The sequence below is a fragment of the Janthinobacterium sp. GW821-FHT03C10 genome (assembly GCF_059420865.1).
This window is the reverse complement of the sequence record NZ_JBWKUN010000005.1, coordinates 14,221-35,101: the sequence shown is the minus strand read 5'-3', so window position 1 is coordinate 35,101 and position 20,881 is coordinate 14,221. Positions and strand designations below refer to the sequence as shown.

General features: G+C 64.8%; 22 protein-coding genes and 1 tRNA gene. 2 read left to right on the top strand and 21 right to left on the bottom strand.

The window, feature by feature from the left end:
- Window positions 1-16: 16 nt before the first annotated feature.
- The 7 genes from AC07VH_RS17240 to AC07VH_RS17210 all read right to left on the bottom strand — a co-directional run bounded on the left by AC07VH_RS17240 (window position 17) and on the right by AC07VH_RS17210 (window position 4,924).
- A complete protein-coding gene (locus AC07VH_RS17240; protein WP_494787658.1) occupies window positions 17-712 on the bottom strand; it encodes an anti-sigma factor in 696 nt (231 codons plus the stop codon).
- The gene (locus AC07VH_RS17235) at window positions 709-1,299 is read right to left on the bottom strand and encodes a sigma-70 family RNA polymerase sigma factor (RefSeq protein ID WP_475417221.1); all 591 of its coding nucleotides are present in this window, start codon (window positions 1,297-1,299) and stop codon (window positions 709-711) included. The genes AC07VH_RS17240 and AC07VH_RS17235 overlap by 4 nt, the downstream gene beginning before the upstream one ends.
- 108 nt (window positions 1,300-1,407) lie before the next feature.
- Entirely contained in the window at window positions 1,408-1,929 is a 522-nt protein-coding gene (locus AC07VH_RS17230) for a peroxiredoxin family protein (protein ID WP_152258939.1), read from the bottom strand.
- A gap of 86 nt (window positions 1,930-2,015) precedes the next feature.
- Entirely contained in the window at window positions 2,016-2,702 is a 687-nt protein-coding gene (locus AC07VH_RS17225; protein ID WP_077398288.1) for a BON domain-containing protein, read from the bottom strand.
- Window positions 2,695-3,291, bottom strand: a complete 597-nt coding sequence (locus AC07VH_RS17220; RefSeq protein ID WP_034752465.1) for a phosphoheptose isomerase — start codon at window positions 3,289-3,291, stop codon at window positions 2,695-2,697. The genes AC07VH_RS17225 and AC07VH_RS17220 overlap by 8 nt, the downstream gene beginning before the upstream one ends.
- Before the next feature lie 57 nt (window positions 3,292-3,348).
- Window positions 3,349-3,702, bottom strand: coding sequence for a YraN family protein (locus AC07VH_RS17215; RefSeq protein WP_475417219.1), 354 nt, complete (start codon window positions 3,700-3,702; stop codon window positions 3,349-3,351).
- A 10-nt stretch (window positions 3,703-3,712) separates the two neighbouring features.
- The gene (locus AC07VH_RS17210) at window positions 3,713-4,924 is read right to left on the bottom strand and encodes a penicillin-binding protein activator (protein WP_494787659.1); all 1,212 of its coding nucleotides are present in this window, start codon (window positions 4,922-4,924) and stop codon (window positions 3,713-3,715) included.
- A 165-nt stretch (window positions 4,925-5,089) separates the two neighbouring features.
- Here AC07VH_RS17210 and rsmI point away from each other — a divergent pair, with 165 nt between their 5' ends.
- Window positions 5,090-5,998 carry a 16S rRNA (cytidine(1402)-2'-O)-methyltransferase gene (rsmI, locus tag AC07VH_RS17205; protein ID WP_493044237.1) on the top strand — a complete coding sequence of 303 codons (909 nt, stop codon included), beginning with the start codon at window positions 5,090-5,092 and terminating at the stop codon, window positions 5,996-5,998.
- A gap of 5 nt (window positions 5,999-6,003) precedes the next feature.
- Here rsmI and AC07VH_RS17200 read toward each other — a convergent pair whose 3' ends face one another.
- The 3 genes from AC07VH_RS17200 to AC07VH_RS17190 form a co-directional block, all read right to left on the bottom strand.
- Entirely contained in the window at window positions 6,004-6,444 is a 441-nt protein-coding gene (locus AC07VH_RS17200) for a hypothetical protein (RefSeq protein WP_493044236.1), read from the bottom strand.
- On the bottom strand, window positions 6,380-6,991 hold the full coding sequence (locus AC07VH_RS17195) for a nucleotidyltransferase domain-containing protein (protein ID WP_493044235.1): 612 nt from the start codon (window positions 6,989-6,991) through the stop codon (window positions 6,380-6,382). The genes AC07VH_RS17200 and AC07VH_RS17195 overlap by 65 nt, the downstream gene beginning before the upstream one ends.
- A 65-nt stretch (window positions 6,992-7,056) precedes the next feature.
- Window positions 7,057-7,689 (bottom strand): hypothetical protein, encoded by a 633-nt coding sequence (locus tag AC07VH_RS17190; protein WP_494787660.1) that lies wholly within the window; start codon window positions 7,687-7,689, stop codon window positions 7,057-7,059.
- A gap of 165 nt (window positions 7,690-7,854) precedes the next feature.
- Between AC07VH_RS17190 and AC07VH_RS17185 the strand changes: the two genes are divergently transcribed.
- Window positions 7,855-7,931, top strand: a tRNA-Pro gene (locus AC07VH_RS17185).
- Between the two features lie 168 nt (window positions 7,932-8,099).
- Here AC07VH_RS17185 and AC07VH_RS17180 read toward each other — a convergent pair.
- The 11 genes from AC07VH_RS17180 to AC07VH_RS17130 all read right to left on the bottom strand — a co-directional run bounded on the left by AC07VH_RS17180 (window position 8,100) and on the right by AC07VH_RS17130 (window position 20,876).
- On the bottom strand, window positions 8,100-9,023 hold the full coding sequence (locus AC07VH_RS17180; protein WP_494787661.1) for a hydroxymethylglutaryl-CoA lyase: 924 nt from the start codon (window positions 9,021-9,023) through the stop codon (window positions 8,100-8,102).
- A gap of 1 nt (window position 9,024) precedes the next feature.
- A complete protein-coding gene (locus AC07VH_RS17175) occupies window positions 9,025-9,957 on the bottom strand; it encodes a 2-hydroxyacid dehydrogenase (RefSeq protein WP_494787662.1) in 933 nt (310 codons plus the stop codon).
- An 11-nt stretch (window positions 9,958-9,968) separates the two neighbouring features.
- Window positions 9,969-11,996, bottom strand: a complete 2,028-nt coding sequence (locus tag AC07VH_RS17170; RefSeq protein WP_494787663.1) for an acetyl/propionyl/methylcrotonyl-CoA carboxylase subunit alpha — start codon at window positions 11,994-11,996, stop codon at window positions 9,969-9,971.
- A 162-nt stretch (window positions 11,997-12,158) separates the two neighbouring features.
- Complete coding sequence (gene bioB, locus AC07VH_RS17165; protein WP_494787664.1) at window positions 12,159-13,205, bottom strand: biotin synthase BioB; 1,047 nt, start codon at window positions 13,203-13,205, stop codon at window positions 12,159-12,161.
- Window positions 13,206-13,235: 30 nt separating this feature from the next.
- A complete protein-coding gene (gene bioD, locus AC07VH_RS17160) occupies window positions 13,236-14,027 on the bottom strand; it encodes a dethiobiotin synthase (protein WP_494787665.1) in 792 nt (263 codons plus the stop codon).
- Window positions 14,017-15,213, bottom strand: a complete 1,197-nt coding sequence (gene bioF / locus AC07VH_RS17155) for an 8-amino-7-oxononanoate synthase (protein WP_494787666.1) — start codon at window positions 15,211-15,213, stop codon at window positions 14,017-14,019. The genes bioD and bioF overlap by 11 nt, the downstream gene beginning before the upstream one ends.
- Before the next feature lies 1 nt (window position 15,214).
- On the bottom strand, window positions 15,215-16,543 hold the full coding sequence (gene bioA, locus AC07VH_RS17150) for an adenosylmethionine--8-amino-7-oxononanoate transaminase (protein ID WP_494787667.1): 1,329 nt from the start codon (window positions 16,541-16,543) through the stop codon (window positions 15,215-15,217).
- Between the two features lie 31 nt (window positions 16,544-16,574).
- Complete coding sequence (locus tag AC07VH_RS17145; protein ID WP_492964186.1) at window positions 16,575-17,363, bottom strand: enoyl-CoA hydratase/isomerase family protein; 789 nt, start codon at window positions 17,361-17,363, stop codon at window positions 16,575-16,577.
- Window positions 17,364-17,384: 21 nt separating this feature from the next.
- Entirely contained in the window at window positions 17,385-19,007 is a 1,623-nt protein-coding gene (locus tag AC07VH_RS17140; protein WP_494787668.1) for a carboxyl transferase domain-containing protein, read from the bottom strand.
- A 40-nt stretch (window positions 19,008-19,047) separates the two neighbouring features.
- Window positions 19,048-19,497 (bottom strand): YchJ family protein, encoded by a 450-nt coding sequence (locus tag AC07VH_RS17135; protein ID WP_409027544.1) that lies wholly within the window; start codon window positions 19,495-19,497, stop codon window positions 19,048-19,050.
- 92 nt (window positions 19,498-19,589) lie between these two features.
- Window positions 19,590-20,876 carry a D-amino acid dehydrogenase gene (locus tag AC07VH_RS17130; protein WP_494787669.1) on the bottom strand — a complete coding sequence of 429 codons (1,287 nt, stop codon included), beginning with the start codon at window positions 20,874-20,876 and terminating at the stop codon, window positions 19,590-19,592.
- Window positions 20,877-20,881: the final 5 nt, after the last annotated feature.

The following is a 20,881-nucleotide window of genomic DNA, read 5'->3' as shown; positions in this document are numbered from 1 at the left end:
GTAACCCGACATTTCCTTATAGCCTGACCCAGTTACCTTTATACAAAATCGGTCCCGTCGGTCCGTCCGGATTCGGCGAACCGCCTTTCGGCTCCAGGGTGACGGCCAGCAAGGCTACGTCGCTGCCGATGGCGCGCTGGGACAAGGCCAGTTTCACATTGCCCTTGTCGGCGAGTAAACCCAGGGAGCGCGGGTTGCCGCTCTTCGGCACGGCCCACAGTTCCAGGTCGCGGTCGGCAGGCACGGGCGCGTTGCCCACCATGCGCACCTCGAGCGCGCCGTGGCGGCTGTCGGCCGTCAGCAGCAATGCCGTTTGCGCCCTCTCGTCCGTCAGGCTGGCGACATAGCTGATCTGCGGCGCGTCCATCACGCGCGTGGCCAAGACGATCACCAGCAGCGCGGCGATGGCGCTCGACGCCATGCCCAGGCCACGCCAGAACGACAGCGCATCGCGGAACCAGGACCAGCCGCCCTGCGGCGCCAGGTGCAGGCGCTGCTCGATCTGCTGCCACACGCGCTTGGGCGGCGCCACGGGCGTGGCGAATTCCGCCATCGGTTCCAGGCGCTGGCGCCATTCGGCCGTGATATTGCGCAAATCGGCGTCGTTGTGCAGCCAGCCTTCGAAACGTCGCCGCGCCCCCCCTTTCAGGGTGCCCAGCACGTATTCGGACGCCAGTTTCTGGCGCAGCGCGTCATTGCCGCGGATATTCATGATGCCTCCCGTTTCGCCAGACACGTGCGCAGCCGTTCCAGGCTGCGGCGTATCCACGTCTTCACGGTGCCGATCGGCAGCGACATCTGCTGCGCCACTTCGCTGTGCGACAGGTCGTGATAGAAGGCCAGGGCGACCACCTGCCGGTGCAGCCCTTCCAGGGCCGACATGCAAAACGCCAGCGCCTTGGCGTCACCGCTCAGCTGCAGTGATTCGATCGGCGTGGCCTGGGGGTCCCGGAGTGCATTCATGACTTCGCTATCAAACTGTTCGGCATCGATTTCCACGGTATCGTCGCTGCGCCGCAACACATCGAACGCCTTGTTGCGCACGATGGTGGCCATCCAGGTCATCGGCGCGGCCAGATGGCTCTGGTAAGCGGCGGCGTTGTTCCAGATGGCGACGAACCCCTCTTGCAAGGCTTCTTCAGCGAGCTCTTGCTTATGCAATATACGCAGCGCGAAGCCAAACAGTTTCGATGAGGTGGAAGTATATAGCTGGCGGAACGCCGCGGCGTCCTTGTTCCCGGTGGCAAGCAGCCAGGCTTTGAGTTGCTGCGGGTCAAGCGATTGAGCGGCTGGGGACACGGCTGGCCTTCACAAGGTGAATGGGATCACGCCTGGGAAGGTTATAACAGTTTGGCAACACTTGGCAACAGGGTTTTGTGCCGTGCTGGCAGGCGGGCTTGCGCTGGATCAGCCGGCGATGGCGGTTTCCAGCAGCTTGTGCAGTTCGGCAAATTCCGGCTTGCCCACATAGCGCTTGAGGATCTTGCCCTGCTTGTCGAGCACGAAGGTGGTGGGCGTGAGGGCCACGTCGCCGTAGGCCTTGGCCGCCTCGCCCGTCACGTCGAGCGCCACCTTGAACGGCAGCTGGCGTGTTTCGGCGAAGTTCAGTACGTAGTTGGCCGGATCGTATTTCATGGCCACGGCCACGAATTCCAGCCCCTGCCCCTTGTACTTGTTGTAGGTGTCGACCATGTCCGGCATTTCCGCCACGCAAGTAGTGCACGAGGTGGCCCAGAAATTGACCATCACGACCTTGCCGCGCAGGCTGGCCGAGGTGATCTTCTCGCCATGGATGCCGTGGAAGGTCACGTCCGGCGCGCTTTGCTTGTCGTTCAGCGACAGATAGCCGGCCGCCGCCACGCCCGCCACGAAGACGGCGATCAGGGCGGGCTTGATCCAGGACTTGCTGGCGGAGGGCGAAGTTGACATGGCAAAGTTTCACTAATGTAGAGCAACGATGCGGCTATTATAGACGCATCGTCACTCAGGCGCCGTAGGTCAAACGGCGGAGGCGCTTACTGCTGGACCGTGTCGCTGACGGTGCTCGTCGTGCGTTGCTGCGGCGGGTCGGGCTGCAATTGCTTCAGTTCCGCTTCCGAAATGTAGTCGAACAGCTTGACCACTTTCTGCACGCCGCCCACGCCGCGCGCCACGTCGGCCGCGACCGTGCCTTCGCGCTGGGTCACGCGTCCCATCAGAAAGACGGTGGCGTTTTCCGTGACGACCTTGAACGAGGCGGCCGAGATGGTTTTCATGTCGACCAGGCTGGCCTTGACCTTGGTGGTGATCAGCGCGTCGTTCGAGCGCGAGGTATAGCTGGCCGGGCCGGCGATGATCAATTCATTGGCCACCGATTCCACGCCCTCGATATTGCGCACTTCGCGCTCGACGGCATTTTTCATCGCCTCGTCGCGCACCTCGCCCGTCAGCAGGACGCGGCGGTTAAAGCTGGTGACGTTCACGTGGCCCACGTCGCCGACGATGGAGGGGATGCGCGACTCGCCTTTCAGGGCGATCGACTTGTCTTCGGTCTGGGCGCCCAGGGTGCGGCGGTCCGCCGCGGCAACGCCGCCCATCACCGCGCCGCCGACCATCAGTTCGATGCAGCCGGTGAGCGAGGTGAGCATGGCGCCGCACAGCAGTGCGGTGGCTAGCGGGCGTTGTACGCGTTTCCAGCCTGGGCCAGTACCGAATTTAGTCATTCACGTCTCCTCCGAATAGCGCGACGTCGATGCCGTCGCAGATGCAATGTATGGTGGTCAGATGGACTTCCTGGATGCGCGCCGTGCGCTCGGCCGGCACGCAGATATGCACGTCGGCGTCCGTCAGCATCTTGCCGATGGCGCCGCCGTCCTTGCCCGTCAGCGCCACGACGCGCATTTCGCGCTCGAGCGCCGCTTCCACGGCCGCCATCACGTTGGCCGAATTGCCCGACGTGGAGATGGCCAGCAGGATGTCGCCGGCCTGGCCGAAGGCCTGCACCTGCTTCGAGAAGATCTCGCGGTAGCTGTAGTCGTTCGCCACGGCCGTCAGGATCGATGTATCCGTCGTCAGCGCCAGGGCCGGCAGCGGAAAGCGCTCGCGTTCGAAGCGCCCGACCAGCTCGGCCGCGAAATGCTGGCAGTCGGCGGCGGAACCGCCGTTGCCGCAGGCGAGGATCTTGTTGCCGTTGGACAATGCATAAAACATCAGGTCGATCGCCTGCGCAATGGGTTGCGCCAGCACGGTAGCGGCCTGGATCTTGAGTTCGGCACTTTCGTGGAAGTGCGAGAGGATGCGTTGATTATTCATAGTCTGCCGATTATAGTGCAGGCGCGCGGCATGGCGGACAAGCACTGTTAAAAATGCTTACATATCGAGGATGTTCTTCAGCCAGCTGATGCGCCCGCCGTCGATGGCCAGCGCGTCGAAGCGGCACGGCGGCACGGTTTTTTGTCCCAGCAGCCAGGTTTGCGCGGCCACCGCCATGCGCCGCTGCTTGGCCGGCGTGATGCTGGCCAGGGCGCCGCCGAAGGCCGCGCTGCTGCGCAGCCGCACTTCGACGAAGACGATGGCGGCGCCATCGCGCATGATCAGGTCCAGCTCGCCGCCCTTGCACAGATAATTGCGTTGCAGCAGCACCAAGCCCTGCAGCAGCAGATACGCGAGCGCATCGTCTTCCCCCTGCCGTCCCCGTTCCCGTTTGTTCCAGAAGGGCGGCATGGCGGTGTCCTTATTGTACCGGCGGCATGGTGACAGGTGCCGGCGGGGCCGGTGGCCAGGTGCCCAGCACGCCCTGCTGGTAGGTGGCAGCCTGTTCCGTGCGTTCGAACACGCTTTGATCATTCTCAAAGCGCACGGCCAGGCGGCCCGTCACGCCGTCGAGCGTGAATGGCGCGTTCGGCCGCAGCGCCACTTCGCGCGCCACGCGGAAGGCATCGATGCCCAGAGCGTACAGGCGTTCCATGTCGGCCGTCAAACGGGCGTCAGCCGGTTGCGGCGGCTGCGGATACACCATCACTTGCGGATGGTCGCGCCGCACTTGCCATGGCAGGTCCAGCAGGCGCGCGCCGTCGAGTTCGGGGCCGCTGGCGCCGCGCCCGGCGCCGGGGTTCAGTGATGAGGTGCCATACAGGGGCAGGTCGCTGCCGATGGCCACGCGCAGCTGGCGCGCCTGGTCGGCGTCCAGCGCGGCAAACAGCAGGCCAGGCGGCGTGGCGGCCAGGCGCGCGCGCAGCTGCACCAGTTCCGCATCGCTCAGGTAGCCATTCGTGGCCGTCAAGTCCATCACATCGACCTTGCCGCCCTGGCGCAGCCATTCCTGCTTGAAGGCGGCGCTGATGCGGCGCTGCGAGGGCGAACCGGCCGACAGGATCAGGGCGCTGGCGCCCGGCTGTTCGCTGGCGGCCCAGGCGGCGACCTGGCGCGCTTCCGCCTCGATCGACAGGCCCATCACCAGCAGCTTGGCCGGCAGGCGCGCCTCGCCGCGGTTGTCCGGGTGGTTCAGGGCGATCGTTGGTTTACGCACCAGGTCGCTGTTCGCCACGGCCGTCACCGCCGAGCGCGACAAAGGCCCCACGACGATGTCCTGTTCCTCTTGCGCCTGCGCAAACTTGTTCAGGACGTCGCTGCTGCCGTCGCCCGTGTCGATCACCGTCACTTCGAAGCCGCTGCGATCGCGCTCATACGCGGCCATGAAACCGGCGCGCAGCAATTCGGCGGCCGGCCCCAGGGAGGTGGAGCGCAGCGGCAGCAGCAGGCCGATGTGGTGCAGATTGCCGTCGGATGGCGCCGGCGCCGTGGCGGCCGGCATGTCCTGCGGCGTGCCCGTGGCCGGCTTGGTGGTGATGGGCGCCAGCGGGGCGCCGCTGCCGTCGTAGGCGGTAATATCGGGCACGGCCACGGCGAACGTCACCGGTTCGGGCGCGGGCGGCTTGGGCGGCACGGGAGGCGGCAGCGGCTTCGGTGGCGGCAGCGCCCTTGTGTTAGATTCAATAGGCGCGCACAATTGCCCGGGCGCGTCGCAAGGCGTGCTGCAAGCGCTCAGCATGCCGGTCGCGGCACAAACAAGCAGTAACTTCACACTATTAGCAAGCATTTAACCTCCAAAATGACCGTACAAGAAATCAGTTCCATCGCCAGCCTGCCCATCATGACAGAGGCGGCGCACCAGGTCTATCCTATCGCAACATTGTATATAGTGGCCACGCCCATCGGTAATGTGACCGATATCAGCCTGCGCGCGCTGCACTTGCTGAGCCTTGCCGACGCCGTCGCCTGTGAAGATACGCGCAACACGGCGCACCTGCTGACGCGCTTCGGCTTGAACAAGCCATTGATTGCGGCGCATCAACATAACGAGCGCGAAGTGGCGCAGACCCTGATCGCGCGCCTGCAGGCGGGCGAGCGCATCGCCCTCGTTTCCGACGCCGGCACGCCCGCCGTGTCCGACCCCGGTGCGCGCATCGTCGACGCCGTGCGCGCGGCGGGACTGCGCGTGCTGCCCCTGCCCGGCCCGTCGGCGGCGATCACCGCCATTTCCGCCAGCGGCCTGTTGAATGACCAGTTCTATTTTGTCGGCTTCCTGCCGGCGAAAGCCAAGCAGCGCGAAAACATCTTGCACAGCCTGCGCGGCGTGACGGCGACCATGGTGTTCTATGAAGCGCCGCACCGCATCCTCGATTGCGCCACGGCCCTGGTAGAAGCGTTCGAGCCGACGCGCCAGGTGGTGTTCGCGCGCGAACTGACGAAACTGTTCGAGGAAATCCACCGCTGCCCCCTGTCGGAAGCGGAAAGCTGGATACGTGCCGACGCGCACCGCGAAAAGGGCGAGTTCGTCGTCCTGCTGGAAGGTGCCACCGAGGCGCAGGACGCGGAAGACGTGGAAGCGGAACGCATCCTCAATATCCTGCTGGCCGAATGCAGCGTCAAGCAGGCGGCGAATTTGACGGCGCAAATCACGGGCCGCAAGAAAAACGCCCTGTATGAGCGGGCGTTGCAGTTGAAGGGGCAGGAATAAGGGACTCAGGACGGCGGTGGGGTATCGAGCGCCTGCGCCGCTGCGAGCAGCTGTTGCACATGCTCGATCAACTCGTCGACAAAGCCCTGCGTGACATCCAGCTCGCCCTCGTATTCGGCCAGGTTGCGCTTCTTGTGGGCTTGATTTAGCAGCAGCCATTGCTGTGGCGTGAAACCCAGCGTGTGTTCCAGGCTTTGAAAGACGAGATAGCGGTTGTCGCTGCGATAACCATGTTGACGCAGCGCAGACAGGGCGGCAGCATGCGCCGCGTTATACGCCAGGTCGAAGCGGCTTTCCAGCGACAGTATCGGCTGCCTGGCATCGTGCAGGCGCACGGTAGCCGAGCGCAGCAAGCCCGCCCGTTCGCGTGCGTCCGGTGGCTCAGCCTTGAGCTGGCCGATGCGCGCCAGGTTCGCCAGCGCCTGTGAGCTTGAGGAGGTCATCATTGGCCCCTTTGACAAAAATCTTGGGCTGTTCGAGGACGCGCACGGCGAACGACTTGCCGTCGTCTATTCTTTGCCGCCATTCTTCATGTGTGTACAAGGTGGGGTTGATGCTGCGCCCCAGTTGCTGCTGCGCTGGCTGCAGCGCTGCCAGCAACTGGGCATTCGATGCCATGTTGCCGATCACCATCAGGTCGATGTCGCTGTGCGCCTGTTCCGTGCCCTTGGCCATCGAACCGTACACAAACGCCAGGTCGATTTCCTGCCAATACGGTTGCAGGGCCACGCGCAGCACATCGGCGACACCAAAGGTTTTCAGCACGATGCTGCGCAGCTCGTCGAAGATCGGCGCATCATGATTTGCCTGGTAATGCTTCTGGTTGCCTACTTTCTTGACGGTTACCAGGGCCGATTTCACCAGCTTGGCCAGTTCGCGTTGCACGGCGCCCGAGCCGATGGCCGCGAAGGCGATGATTTCATTCGCATAGAAAGAGCGCTGCGCCTGGCCAAAGAGCAAAGCCAGCACGCGTTGCTGTGTCTTGGAAAACAATGTATCTGCGAAAGTACCCATATTGGGTATGTTAGTACCCAATATGGGTATAGTCAAGCAGCTCATCACCACTTGCAACCGCTATCCTTCTTGTCGAGCAACATCAGCACGGGCGCCAGCAAGCCCGCCCCTGCATAGGCGGTGCGGCAATCGCCGCGCTTGCCTTGCGCGATGTCGCGCGCCAGCTGGGTTTCCGTTTGCAGGGGCTTGTCGGGGATTTGTCCCACGGCCGTGCCCACCTTGGACGGGTCGCGCTCGCCCGCCATCTTGCGCGCCGTCTTCCTGGCCGCTTCCATGTCGAATTTCGGTGCCTCTTGCGTCAATGCATCTGGACTGGCCGTCGGCGTGACTGGTGAGGCCGGTACGACCGTGATGGCTTGCGGGCTGGATTCTTGCGCTGTGGCCGCCGCCGGCGTTTCGCGGGCAGCGGCGCGTTGCGGCTTGCTGATGGGCTTGGGTTCGCGCTGCGGCTTGACGACCTCGACGGGCGGTGGCGGGGGCTTGGCGGCCAGCGGGCGTATCCACACGGCGATCGACTCCACGCGCGGCGCCGCATCCGGCAGCGCAACTGGCTGCACGTGGCGCCACAGATAGATCAAGGCGCCATGCAGCAGCAGGGACACGGCGATGCCCAGGACGATGCCGCGGCCCTTCGGCATGGGCTGGCCGCCGCCGCTTCTTTCTATACTGAAATCCATTGCCGTCGTCGCCTTCATGTGTGTCGGGAAAACTTGCCAAGCCAGTGTCGCATATTTCTTGCGTGTTGAAAAATACATGAGTCACTATGCCGTGCGTAAATAATTTACACAGAGTTTCACCTGACCCTTGACCGAAGCCGATACGGCCTGTATTATCTTGGTCTTCGGAGTGTGGCGCAGCCCGGTAGCGCACCTGGTTTGGGACCAGGGGGTCCAAGGTTCGAATCCTTGTACTCCGACCAAATTTGTAGAAAAAAACCCAAGAGTCTCGGCTCTTGGGTTTTTTTTCGTCTGTATGGTTCAGGCAGGTCAGGTAGGTCGGGTTAGCGCAAAGCGCGTAACCCGACAACAGTGTTGGCCATGGCCCGGGTGGCGTCGGATTACGCGTGGCTCCGCCACGCTAATCCGACCTACGCCGCGAGGCGTTTCGCCGCAATCGCATTGCCCGCGCGGCTGGAACCCTTGCGCCCCAGCTGCTGCGAGATGAACTGCCCCGCGTCCACCACCAGGTCCAGGTCGATGCCGGTGTCTATCCCCAGTCCCTGCATCATGTACAGCACGTCCTCGGTGGCCACGTTGCCCGTGGCGCCCTTGGCGTACGGGCAGCCGCCCAGGCCGGAGACGGACGAATGATAAATCGCAATGCCCACCTCCAGGCTGGCGTAGATGTTTGCCAGCGCCTGGCCGTAGGTATCGTGGAAGTGGCCGGACAGGCCGCCCACGTGGAAAGCCGCGATGGCGCGCTGCATCACCGCCTGCGTCTTTCTTGGCGTGGCCACGCCGATGGTGTCGGCGATGTCGATCTCGTCGCAACCGAGGTCGCGCATGCGGCCCACCACGTCGGCCACGGCGTCCAGCGGCACTTCCCCCTGGTAGGGGCAGCCGAAGGCGCAGCTGATGCTGCCGCGCAGGCGCAGGCCGTGTTCCTTGGCGGCCTTCGCCACGCCTTCGAAGCGGGCGATCGATTCGGCGATGGAGCAGTTGATGTTCTTTTGCGAGAACGCCTCCGACGCGGAACCGAAGATCACTACTTCATCGGCTTTCGCAGCCAGCGCCGCATCGAAACCCTGCATGTTCGGCGTCAGCGCCGAGTAAATCGTGCCGGGGCGGCGCGCGATTTTTTCCATCACTTCCGCGCTGGTGGCCATCTGCGGCACCCATTTCGGCGAGACGAACGACGCCGCCTCGATATTGGCGAAGCCGGCCAGGGTCAGGCGGTCGACCAGCTCGATCTTGACGGCGGCGCTGATGGTGTCCTTCTCGTTTTGCAAGCCGTCGCGCGGGCCCACTTCGACGATCTTGACCTGCTTGGGCAGACTGGTAGTAGGAGTCATTTCAATATCCTTGCGAACGGTTGACGATGCCGGCGACGGAGTCTCCGGCGTGCAGGCGGCGCATCTTGGCGGCGATCTGCGCCACGCTTTCGCGGCGCAGGGTGACGGCCGAAATATGCGGCGTGATGGTGATGCGCGGTTCTTGCCAGAACGGGTGCTGCTGCGGCAGCGGCTCGTTGCGGAACACGTCCAGGGTCGCCCCGGCGATGTGCCCGGAGCGGATCAGGGTCAGCAGATCCGGCTCGGCCAGATGCGCGCCGCGCGCCACGTTGATGACATACGCGCCGGGCAGCAGCATCGACAGGCGCGCGCGGTCGAGCAGGTTGTGCGTCTCCGGCGTGAGCGGCAGCATGCACACCAGCACGCGCGTGTCGCGCAAAAAGGCTTCCAGCCCCTCCTCGCCCGCGAAGCATGCGACGCCATCGATGTGCTTCCGGCTGCGGCTCCATCCGCGCAGGGGGAATTCGAACTGCGCCAGCGCTTGCAGTACGCGCGTGCCCAGCACGCCCATGCCCAGCACGCCGACGGGGAAATCCATCTTGTCGTACGCGGGCAGCGGCTGCCAGATGCCGGCGCGGCCCTGCGCCTCGTAATCGTCGAAACGGCGGAAGTGGCGCAGCACGGCATGGCTCACATACTCGGCCATCTGCACGCCCATGCCCGCGTCGTCCAGGCGCACCAGCGGCACGTGGGCGGGCAGCGCCTCGCCGAATTTCAACAGCGCGTCGACGCCGGCGCCCGTATTGAAGATGGCTTTGACGTTGGCCAGCTCGGGCAGCATGGCGGCGGGAGGCTGCCACACGACGGCATAGTCGCATGGCGCGACCGCCTCGCCTTCGCGCCAGAAGTGGATGCCAGCTTCGGGCAGCAAGTCCTTGAAATCGGCGATCCACGCCGCTTCCTTGCCGTCCGAACGTTGTAAAAGGATGCGCATCGTCGCAGCCTCTATGCGGCGGCCTTGAAGGCCAGCAGCGGCGCGCCATCGGCCACCTGGTCGCCGACCGCATACAGCACGTCTTCCACCAGGCCGTCATGCGGCGCGGCGATCGTGTGCTCCATCTTCATCGCTTCCATGATGACCAGCGGCTCGCCCTTCTTGACGTCCTGGCCTTTATTTACGAGTACGGCGACGACCTTGCCCGGCATCGGCGCCGTCAGGCGCCCGCCCTCCGCTTCCGTTTCGCCCGCATGGGCCATCGGGTCGCTGTAGTGCAGCGTGTAGTGCAAGCCGCCGGTGAATACGTGGAACTGCTCGCCGTCGCGCAGCACCGTGCCATGCACGGCACGCTCGCCCAGCTTGATGTGCAGCTCGTTGCCTGTGCGCGCCGTCAAGATCAGGGGCTGGCCGTTGAACAGCCAGCCATCGGTCTTGTAGGCGATGCGCGCGGCATAGGCCTTGCTGTCGCTGGCCAGCGCGAATTCATCGGCGAACGACAGGCTGCGGCCCAGGGTGCTGTTCAAGCGCCAGCCCAGGGCATTGCCCCACGGGTCGGCGCGGTTGGCCGACTGCGCTTCGGACGCGGTTTTTTCTTCCGTCAGCAGGCTGACTGCCGCCAGCGCCAGGGCCGTGTCGGGCGCTGCCTGCAGGGCGGGGAACAGCGATGCTTGATTGCGCTCGATCAGACCCGTGTCGAGGTCGGCGCTGGCAAACGCCTGGCCTTCCACCAGGCGTTTTAAAAAGGCGATATTGCTGGCCAGGCCCACGATCTGGTAGTCGGCCAGCGCCTGCGCCATGCGCGCCAGCGCCTCGCGGCGGTCCGCGCCCCAGACGATCAGCTTGGCGATCATCGGGTCGTAGAACGGCGAGATGGCGTCGCCCTCGCGCACGCCCGAATCGATGCGCACGGCGGCGGGAACCAGCGTGCCGCCCAGTTCGAACGTCACGGCCGATGGCGACTGCATGTGGCGCAGGGTGCCGATCGACGGCAAAAAGCCCTTTTCCGGATTTTCCGCGTAGATGCGCGCCTCGATGGCGTGGCCGTGGATCGTCAATTCATTCTGCTTTTTCGGCAGCGGCTCGCCAAAGGCGACGCGCAACTGCCATTCCACCAGGTCGGTGCCGGTGATCATTTCCGTCACCGGATGTTCCACCTGCAGGCGCGTGTTCATCTCCATGAAGTAGAACGAGCCATCCTGGTTGGCGATGAATTCCACCGTGCCCGCGCCCACGTAGCCGACGGCCTTGGCGGCGGCGACGGCCGCTTCGCCCATGGCCGCGCGGCGCTCGGCCGGCATGCCCGGCGCCGGCGCTTCTTCCAGCACTTTCTGGTGACGGCGCTGCACCGAGCAATCGCGCTCGAACAGGTAGATGCAGTTGCCCAAGGTATCGGCAAACACCTGGATTTCGATATGCCGCGGACGCGACAGGTATTTTTCGGCCAGCACCTTGTCGTCGCCGAAAGAGCTGATCGCTTCGCGCTTGCACGAAGCCAGCGCGGCCTTGAAGTCGGCGCTGTTCTCGATGACGCGCATGCCCTTGCCGCCGCCGCCGGCGGACGCCTTCAGCAGCACGGGGTAGCCGATCTTGTCGGCCTGGCCGTGCAGGAAGTCCGCATCCTGATTTTCGCCGTGGTAGCCGGGCACCAGCGGCACGTTCGCTTTTTCCATCAGCGACTTGGCCGCCGATTTCGAGCCCATGGCGCGCATGGCGGATGCCGGCGGGCCGATGAAGACCAGGCCTGCAGCCTGGCAGGCGTCGGCGAAGTCGGCGTTCTCGGACAAAAATCCGTAGCCGGGGTGGATCGCCTGCGCACCTGTCGCCAGCGCTACGGCGATGATCTTGTCGCCGCACAGATAGCTTTCCTTGGCCGGCGCGGGGCCGATCAGGACGGCTTCGTCGCAGACGGCGACGTGCTTGGCGTTGGCGTCCGCTTCCGAATACACGGCGACGGTCTGGATGCCCATGCGGCGCGCGGTAGCGGCGACACGGCAAGCGATTTCGCCGCGGTTGGCGATCAGGATTTTAGTGAACATGGTCTCTCTCTATTCTCTCAAAAAGGGGCAGCTGTCTCTTGTCATGGACGTTGTGTGCTGGCGTGTCGGCTTACGCGCTTTGCGCTAAGCCGACCTACGCATTGGTGAGGCGGTATTCGTAGGTCGGGTTAGCCGGCACGGCGTAACCCGACAAGGCTGTCATCAGCAGCCGCACTTCTCTTTCTGCACCGAGTCCAGCATGGCGCCGCGCGTCTGCAGGCCCAGTTTGTTCAACAAGACGCGGTCGTCTTCCGCTTCCGGGTTGTCGGTGGTGAGCAGCTTGTCGCCGTAGAAGATGGAATTGGCGCCCGCCAGGAAGCACATGGCTTGCACGGCTTCGCCCATCTGGCGCCGGCCGGCCGACAGACGCACGCGCGCTTTCGGCATGGTGATGCGGGCCACGGCGATCGTGCGCACGAATTCGAACGGGTCCAGCGCTTCCAGGCCGAACAAAGGCGTGCCCTCTACCTGCACCAGGTGGTTGACGGGCACCGATTCCGGGTACGGATTCAGATTGGCCAGCTGGGCGATCAGGCCCGCGCGCTGCAGACGCGTCTCGCCCATGCCGACGATGCCGCCGCAGCACACTTTCAAGCCCGCTTCGCGCACGCGGCCCAACGTGTCCAGACGGTCCTGGTATTCGCGCGTCGAGATGACGTTGTCGTAGAACTCGGGCGCCGTATCCAGGTTATGGTTGTAGAAGTCCAGGCCCGCATTTTTCAGGCGGTCCGCTTGTCCCTCTTCCAGCATGCCCAAAGTAGCGCATGTTTCCAGGCCCAGCGCCTTGACCTTGGTCACCATCTCTTCGACTTTTTCCATGTCGCGCTCTTTCGGGCTGCGCCAGGCGGCACCCATGCAGAAGCGCGTGGCGCCGTTGGCTTTCGCCTGGCGGGCCGCGTCGAGCACCGTGTCGATGTCGAGGATTTTTTTCGCTTCCACGCCCGTGTCGTAGCGGGCCGCCTGCGGGCAGTAGCCGCAGTCTTCCTCGCAGCCGCCCGTCTTGATCGACAACAGGGTCGCCAGTTCCACGTCGCCGTCGGGGAAATTGACGCGGTGGGTTTGCTGGGCCTTGAACATCAGCTCATTGAACGGCAGGTCGAACAGGGCCAGCACATCGGCGACGGGCCAGGTGGCCGCTTCCGGCACGGTGATGCGCGCCGCTGGGCGGTGCAGTTCGACGGTTTTTGCTGCTTCTTGGACGTGAGACATGTGATTCCTTCGCTTCTATTTTTGGATACGTTAGGTGTTTGGATGCTGCGCCGGCCAGTTGGGCAAGCCGGTGAAATCGAGATACGCCGCCGCCGCTTCCGCGCTGGGCTGCGCCAGGCGCGGCACCCTGCCCAGCAGCGGCGCCGGGATGCGCTCGATCAGCGCATCGATATTTTCGTCGAGGAAGCGCATTTCCACTTCCAGCGTGTTGGCGACCCAGCCGATCACCGTCAGGCCGCGCGCCTCGATGGCTTCCACCGTCAGCAAGGCCTGGCTGATACAGCCCAGACGCATGCCGACCACGAGGATCACGGGTAAATCGAGCTGCTGCGCCAGGTCGGCCGAATCGAAACCGGGCGACAGCGGCACGCGGAAGCCGCCCACGCCTTCGACCACGACGGCGTCCGAGGCGGCGGCGATTTCCAGGTAGGCGGCCAGGATCGGCACCGATTCGATGCTCACGCCTTCGAGCGCGGCGGCGATGTGCGGCGCCGCCGGTTCCTTCAGCATGTAGGGCGTCGTCAGGCTGCGCAGCATGGTGACGTTGCCGGCGGCGATCAGGCTGTCGGCGTCTTCATTATGCAGTTCGCCGTCGCGCATCTCGGCGCCGGCGGCCACGGGCTTCATGCCGCAGGCGCGCACGCCGCGCGCCACCAGCGCGTGCAGCAGGGCCGACGAGGTCAATGTCTTGCCGATTTCCGTGTCGGTGCCGGTGACGAAACAGGCAAAGCGCGAAGGCAGGCCGGTGGCTGCCGGCGCCGGCTGCACGGCCGGCGCCAGGTCCGCCAGCACTTCCGCCACGATAGGGTCATCAAGGCTCATGGCGAGTCCTTTCCAGGGTGTTGACTGCGTTGATCAATTGCGCCACTTCCTGCGCCGTATGGCCGGCCGACAGGGTCACGCGCAGGCGCGCCGTGCCGGCAGGGACGGTGGGCGGGCGGATGGCGCCGACCCACAGGCCTTGCTGGTACAAGGTGGCGGCGATGTCGAGCATGTCCGCATTCTCGCCGATGATGACGGGCTGGATGGCGGAGAGCGATGGCAAGGCTTGCCAGCGTTGCAGCTGCAAGCCCTCGTTCCATTGCGCCACCAGCGCGGCCAGGTGGGCGCGGCGCTGCCGGCCTTCCTCGCCGGCGATGATGTCCAGGCTGGCCAGCAGCGCATGCGCGAGCGCGGGCGCGGCGGCCGTCGTGAAGATGTAGGGGCGCGCCTTCTGGATCAGCGTTTCGATCACGGCTTCATGCGCGCAAACGAAGGCGCCGCCCACGCCGGCCGATTTGCCCAGGGTGCCCACGTAGACCAGGTACGGCGAATGCAGGCCGAAGTGTTCCAGCGCGCCGCGGCCGTTCTCGCCCAGCGCGCCGAAGCCGTGCGCGTCGTCGACCACCAGCCAGGCGCCGTATTGTTCGCACAGGGTCAGCAGCGCGGGCAGCGGCGCCAGGTCGCCATCCATGCTGAAGACGCTGTCGGTGACGACGATTTTCGTTTGTGCCGTGCTGGCCGCCAGCAGGGCCGCCAGGGCATCGAGGTCCGCGTGCGGGTACACGCGCGTCTTGACGCGGGACAAACGCGTGCCGTCGATCAGCGAGGCGTGGTTCAGCGCTTCCGAGAAGATCTCGGTTTCCGCGTCGCCCGCCGACAGGGCCGTCAGCACAGCCAGATTGGCCATGTAGCCGGTGCAGAAATACAGCGCGCGCGCCTGTTCCAGGTTGGCGCCCACAAACGCGGCCAGGCGCTCTTCCAGCTGCGCGTGGGCGCGGCTGTGGCCACTGATCAGGTGCGAAGCGCCGCTGCCGGCGCCATACAGGTCCGCGCCCTCTTTCAGCGCGTCCACGATGCGCGGATGCGCGGCCAGGCCCAGATAGTCATTGCTGCAAAAGGCCAGCATGTCGCGCCCATCGACCGTCAGGCGCGGCGCGCACGGCGTGTCGACGGTGCGGCGGCGGCGGATCAGGCTGCGCTCTTCCAGCCCCTGCAACTGCTGCTTCAAGCGTGTGAGCAGTTCCATTTCAGGCTCCGATCACTTTGTTGAAGACGGCCAGCGTCTGTTGGCCCAGGCCCGCGATTTCGGCGTCGTCGAGAATGTAGGGCGGCATCAGGTAGACGGTCGCGCCGATGGGGCGCATCAGCAGTTCGTGTTCCAGCGCCGTGCTGAAGAAGCGGCGCGAAAAATCGGGCGCCGCTTCCACGGCGTCAAAGGCCCAGATCATGCCCTGCTGGCGGAAGTGTTTTACGCGCTCGTGCTGCGCCAGCGGCGCCAGGGCGTGTGTGATTTTTTCGGCACGTGCGCGGTTGGCCGCCAGCACATCGTCTTCCTCGAAAATCGACAGGGTCGCCAGCGCCGCGCGGCAGGCCAGCGGGTTGCCCGTGTACGAGTGCGAATGCAGGAAGCCGCGGCGCACGTCGGTGCTGTAGAACGCTTGATAGATGTCTTCGCGCGTCATCACGAGGGACAGCGGCAAATAGCCGCCGCTGATGCCCTTCGACAGGCAGACGAAATCGGGCCAGATGCCGGCCTGCTCGCACGCAAAGAAGGTGCCCGTACGCCCGCAGCCGACGGCGATCTCGTCGAGGATCAAATGGACCTGATAGCGGTCGCACAGGGCGCGCACCAGCGACAGGTACAGCGGGTCGTGCATGGCCATGCCGGTAGCGCATTGCACCAGCGGCTCGATGATGATGGCGGCGATTCTTTCGGACTTTTCCTGGAACAGCCGTTCCACGTCGGCGGCCGCGCGGCGCGCCACGTCCTGCGCCGATTCGTTGTCAGCCGCCTGGCGGAAGTCGGGCGACATCACCGTCTGCGAGGCACGCAGCAGGGGACCGTAGGCATCCTTGAACAGGGCGACATCGGTGACGGCCAGCGCGCCGATGGTTTCGCCGTGGTAGCTGCCCTTCAGGCACACGAATTCCTGTTTTTCGCTCTTGCCGCTGTTGCGCCAGGCGTGAAAACTCATTTTCAGGGCGATTTCCACGGCCGAGGCGCCATCGGACGCGTAAAAGCTGTGACCAAGCACGCCGCCCGTCAAGGCGGAGAGCTTTTCCGACAGTTCGATCACCGGTTCATGCGTAAAACCGGCCAGCATCGCGTGTTCCAGCCGGTCCAATTGATCCTTCAGTTCCGCATTGATGCGCGGATTGGCGTGGCCGAACAGGTTCACCCACCAGGAGCTGATGGCGTCCAGGTAGCGTCGTCCTTCGTGGTCATACAGCCAGGCGCCGCGGCCGTGGCTGACGGGGATGAGCGGTACAGTCTCGTGGTGCTGCATTTGCGTGCACGGATGCCACACGCTGCGCAGACTGCGTTCGACCCAGCCCGATTGTTTTTCTGCTTTCAAAACTGCTCCAATGATTTTCTTAATCCATGCGCTAGCCCATGAGCCAACCCGGCTTGCGCTTGTCGAGGAAGGATTGCACGCCTTCGCGTCCCTGCTCCGAGGCGCGGATCTGCGCGATGCGCTCGGCGGTGTCCGCCAGCAGCGCGTCGTCGACCGGCTGGCCAACGATCTCGCGCACCAGCGTTTTCGCTTGCGCCACGGCGTGCGGGCTGTTGCCCGTCAGCGCTTTCAGCACCTCGGCGGTTTTCGCGTCCAGCGCGCTTGCCTCGACTACCTCGTGGGCAAAGCCGATGCGCAGCGCTTCCCGGGCGGAGAATCGCTCCGCCGTCAGGAAATAGCGGCGTGCCGCGTTTTCGCCCATGGCCTTGATGACATACGGTGAAATAGTGGCCGGGATCAGTCCCAGCCGCACTTCGCTCAGGCAGAAATGCACGTCTTCCGCAACCAGAATGATATCGCATGCGGCGACGAGGCCCATGCCGCCCGCATAGCAGTCGCCCTGGATCTTCGCCACCACGGGTTTCGGACACAGGTAAATCGTGCGCAGCATCTGCGCCAGCTGCAGCGCGTCGGCCTGGTTTTCGGCATGCGTGTAGCCGGCCATCTTCTTCATCCAGTTCAGGTCCGCGCCGGCGCAGAAGGCGGCGCCGTTCGCGGCCAGCACGATGGCGCGCACCATCTCGCTGCGCCCCAGGCCCTCGAAGGCACGCGCCAGTTCGGCGATCGTCGTCTCGTTGAAGGCGTTGCGCACGTCCGGGCGGTTCAGGGTCACGGTGGCGACATTGCCCTCGATGACCAGCTTTAAGGTTTCAAATTCCATGCTCTTCTCCCTGAGTGCCGCTTACATGCGGAATACGCCGAACTTCGTGTCCGGGATTTCCGCGTTCAAGGCGGCCGACAGGCCCAGGCCCAGCACCATGCGGGTATCGGCCGGGTCGATCACGCCATCGTCCCACAGGCGCGCGGTGGCGTAGTACGGGTGGCCCTGGTGTTCGTATTGGTCCTTGATCGGCTGCTTGAAGGCGGCCTCCTCGTCCGCGCTCCATGCGCCGCCCTTGCCTTCGATGCCGTCGCGCTTGACGGTCGCCAGCACGGAAGCGGCCTGGTCGCCGCCCATGACGGAAATGCGCGCATTGGGCCACATCCACATGAAGCGGGGAGAGAACGCGCGGCCGCACATGCCGTAGTTGCCGGCGCCGAAGCTGCCGCCGATGATCACCGTGAATTTCGGCACGGCGGCCGTCGCCACGGCCGTGACCATCTTGGCGCCATTGCGGGCGATGCCCTCGTTTTCGTATTTGCGGCCCACCATGAAGCCCGTGATGTTTTGCAGGAAAACGAGCGGGATCTTGCGCTGGCAGCACAATTCGATGAAATGCGTGCCTTTCAGCGCCGATTCGGAGAACAAGATGCCGTTATTGGCGATGATGCCGACTTTGACGCCATAGATGTGCGCGAAACCGCAGATCAGGGTGGTGCCGTAGCGGGCCTTGAATTCGTCGAAATCGCTGCCGTCGACGATGCGCGCGATCACCTCGCGCACGTCGAAGGGCTTGCGCGTATCGACGGGGATTACGCCATACAGTTCCTGTGTCGGGTATGTCGGCTCGACGGATTCGCGCAGCGCCATCTGCTGCGGTTTTGTACGATTCAGGTTCGAGACGATGGTGCGCGCCAGCGACAGCGCGTGCAAATCGTTCTGCGCCAGGTGGTCGACCACGCCGGACAGGCGCGTGTGCACGTCGCCGCCGCCCAGGTCTTCGGCCGTCACCACCTCGCCCGTGGCAGCCTTCACCAGCGGCGGGCCGCCGAGGAAGATCGTGCCCTGCTCCTTGACGATGATCGACTCGTCGCTCATGGCTGGCACGTAGGCGCCGCCCGCCGTGCAAGAGCCCATCACGACGGCGATTTGCGGAATGCCCTTGGCCGATAAATTCGCCTGGTTATAGAAGATGCGGCCGAAATGGTCGCGGTCGGGGAAGACGTCGTCCTGGTTCGGCAGGTTGGCGCCGCCCGAGTCAACCAGGTAGATGCAGGGCAGGTTGTTCTGGTCGGCGATTTCCTGGGCGCGCAAATGCTTTTTCACCGTCATCGGGTAATAGGTGCCGCCCTTGACGGTGGCGTCGTTGCAGACGATGACGCATTCCTGGCCCGAGACGCGGCCGATGCCGGTGATGATGCCGGCGGCGGGCGCCGCGTCGACGCCCTTGGCGTCCTGGTACATGGCGTAGGCCGCCATCTGGGAAAACTCGAGGAAGGGCGTGCCGGGATCGAGCAGCATCTGCACGCGGTCGCGCGGCAGCAGTTTGCCGCGCGCCAGGTGCTTGGCGGCCGCCGCTTCGCCGCCGCCGGCCGCGATCTTTTCCACCTTGTCGCGCAGATCGTCGACGATGGCTTGCATGGCCGCGGCATTGGCCTTGAAATCTTCACTGCGCGGATTGAGTTTGCTTTCGATATGCGGCATTGCGGTTCCTTTTTATGATCGCCCGGTCTCTCGGGTCGCGCTATTCGGGAAAACTGCCGTCGAGATAAAACCAGCGCAGGGCGCCACCGCCCTCGCCCGCCTCGCGCACGAAGCGGCTCACCTCATGCAGGCGGTGCGCGCGGCCGTTGACCTTGTAGCGGGCCACGAATTCGACGGTGTCGCGATGTATCTCTTCGGCTTGATCTGCTGATTCTGCTTTACGTTGACGTAAACGTAAAGCAGATTTTACCTCAAGTCCCAGCCAGTGGACTTTTTCTTCTTCCGCAAATAAGGCGTCGGCGGGACGGGTGCTGGCATGCCAGGTGGCGCGCAGGTACGCTTCGTCGCGCAAGGTAAACGCCGTGTAGCGCGAACGCATCAGGGCTTCGGCCGTGGGCGGCAAGGCGTCGCCCGCGATATACGGGCCGCAGCAGCTGGCGTAGGAGGCGCCGCCACAGGGGCAGGCGGACAATTTCGAAGGTGTGGGCATGCGCTGACGATATGCAACAGAAAAGAGGGAACAGGAAAGTTCCGCAATTATCCGCCATATCGGCAGCAGCGCGTGCGCGCCGCCTTGGCCAGCTATTTTTTCGGACTGAGGAAGTCCAGCGCGAACGGCGGCGCCTTGCCGGCCATGATATCGGCCAGGATGCGCGCCGTGCCGGCGGCAAAGGTAAAGCCCAGCGGGCCATGACCCACGTTGAGCCACAAGTTCGCAACTTTGCTGGCGCCCACCAGCGGCGCGCTGTTCGGCGTGGCGGGGCGCAGGCCGGCCCAGGCCGTGGCCTGGTCGTAATCGGCGCCTTGCGGCATGGCTTCGCGCGCCAGGCGCGTCAGGCCGGCGATGCGGCCCCAGTCGATGCTGTTGTCGGCGCCCACCATGTCGACCATGGCGGCCACGCGCAGGTCGCTGCCGATGCGCGCATACAACACCTTGCGCTCGAAATCCGTGATGCTGATCTCGGGCGCCCGGTGCTGTGCGCGGATGGGCGCCGTCAGGCTGTAGCCTTTCAGCGGATACAGGGGCAGGTAGACGCCCGCCGTGGCGGCCAGGTCGCGGCTCTGGATGCCGGCCGCCAGCACGTAGTGGTCCGCTTGCAGCAGGCCCAGGCTGGTGTCGACGCCCGTGATCCGGCCCTTGTGCGCGACGAGGCGGCGCGCCTCGCCTTTCAAGATGAGCGAGCAGTTCGGGTGCTGCAGCAATCGCGCTTCCAGCGCCAGGCAAAAGGCGTGGCAATCGGCCACCGCTTCTCCTTCCGTAAAGATGCCGCCCGCCAGCACGCCCTGCAAGGCGGCCAGCGCCGGTTCGCGCTGCACGGCTTCCTGCGGCGACAGCACGACGCGCGCCTCTTCCGATTCCGGCCGCGCCACGGCCCGCTGGAAGATGGCGGGCGAGCGGTAGACGATGAGTTTGCCGGCATCGCGCCAGGCATACGCCTCGGGCGGCACCGCCAACTCCAGCTGCGCCATGCCGGCGCGGCTCCATTCGCCCAGTTGCAGCAGCTTGGCCGTCGTGCGGGCATTGCTGGCAGCATTGCAATTGCGCAAAAAACTGGCCAGCCAGCGCCATTGGCGCCAGTCGGCCTCGGGACGGAAGCGCAGCGGACCATCTTTCTGCAGCAGCCATTGCAGGGCTTTGAAGGGTACGCCCGCGTCCGCCAGGGGCGCCACATAGCGATAGCTGAGCTGGCCGCCATTGCGGTAGCTGGCGGCGATTGCCACCTGTTCATTGCGTTCGAGTAAGGTGACCTTGTAGCCGGCCTCGGCCAGCCACCAGGCCGATGTCAGACCGACGACGCCGCCGCCGATGATGATGACTTGTTGCTGCATGTTGCCTCGCTGCGTTGCGCTCCCATGGTGCGGGAGCATTCGAT

Coding starts and splice junctions, on each gene's coding strand:
- AC07VH_RS17240 (WP_494787658.1), bottom strand. CDS start 712: ATGAATATCCGCGGCAATGACGCGCTGCGCCAGAAACTGGCGTCCGAA.
- AC07VH_RS17230 (WP_152258939.1), bottom strand. CDS start 1,929: ATGTCAACTTCGCCCTCCGCCAGCAAGTCCTGGATCAAGCCCGCCCTG.
- AC07VH_RS17225 (WP_077398288.1), bottom strand. CDS start 2,702: ATGACTAAATTCGGTACTGGCCCAGGCTGGAAACGCGTACAACGCCCG.
- AC07VH_RS17220 (WP_034752465.1), bottom strand. CDS start 3,291: ATGAATAATCAACGCATCCTCTCGCACTTCCACGAAAGTGCCGAACTC.
- AC07VH_RS17215 (WP_475417219.1), bottom strand. CDS start 3,702: ATGCCGCCCTTCTGGAACAAACGGGAACGGGGACGGCAGGGGGAAGAC.
- rsmI (WP_493044237.1), top strand. CDS start 5,090: ATGACCGTACAAGAAATCAGTTCCATCGCCAGCCTGCCCATCATGACA.
- AC07VH_RS17200 (WP_493044236.1), bottom strand. CDS start 6,444: ATGATGACCTCCTCAAGCTCACAGGCGCTGGCGAACCTGGCGCGCATC.
- AC07VH_RS17190 (WP_494787660.1), bottom strand. CDS start 7,689: ATGGATTTCAGTATAGAAAGAAGCGGCGGCGGCCAGCCCATGCCGAAG.
- AC07VH_RS17180 (WP_494787661.1), bottom strand. CDS start 9,023: ATGACTCCTACTACCAGTCTGCCCAAGCAGGTCAAGATCGTCGAAGTG.
- AC07VH_RS17175 (WP_494787662.1), bottom strand. CDS start 9,957: ATGCGCATCCTTTTACAACGTTCGGACGGCAAGGAAGCGGCGTGGATC.
- AC07VH_RS17170 (WP_494787663.1), bottom strand. CDS start 11,996: ATGTTCACTAAAATCCTGATCGCCAACCGCGGCGAAATCGCTTGCCGT.
- bioB (WP_494787664.1), bottom strand. CDS start 13,205: ATGTCTCACGTCCAAGAAGCAGCAAAAACCGTCGAACTGCACCGCCCA.
- bioD (WP_494787665.1), bottom strand. CDS start 14,027: ATGAGCCTTGATGACCCTATCGTGGCGGAAGTGCTGGCGGACCTGGCG.
- bioF (WP_494787666.1), bottom strand. CDS start 15,213: ATGGAACTGCTCACACGCTTGAAGCAGCAGTTGCAGGGGCTGGAAGAG.
- AC07VH_RS17145 (WP_492964186.1), bottom strand. CDS start 17,363: ATGGAATTTGAAACCTTAAAGCTGGTCATCGAGGGCAATGTCGCCACC.
- AC07VH_RS17140 (WP_494787668.1), bottom strand. CDS start 19,007: ATGCCGCATATCGAAAGCAAACTCAATCCGCGCAGTGAAGATTTCAAG.
- AC07VH_RS17135 (WP_409027544.1), bottom strand. CDS start 19,497: ATGCCCACACCTTCGAAATTGTCCGCCTGCCCCTGTGGCGGCGCCTCC.
- AC07VH_RS17130 (WP_494787669.1), bottom strand. CDS start 20,876: ATGCTCCCGCACCATGGGAGCGCAACGCAGCGAGGCAACATGCAGCAA.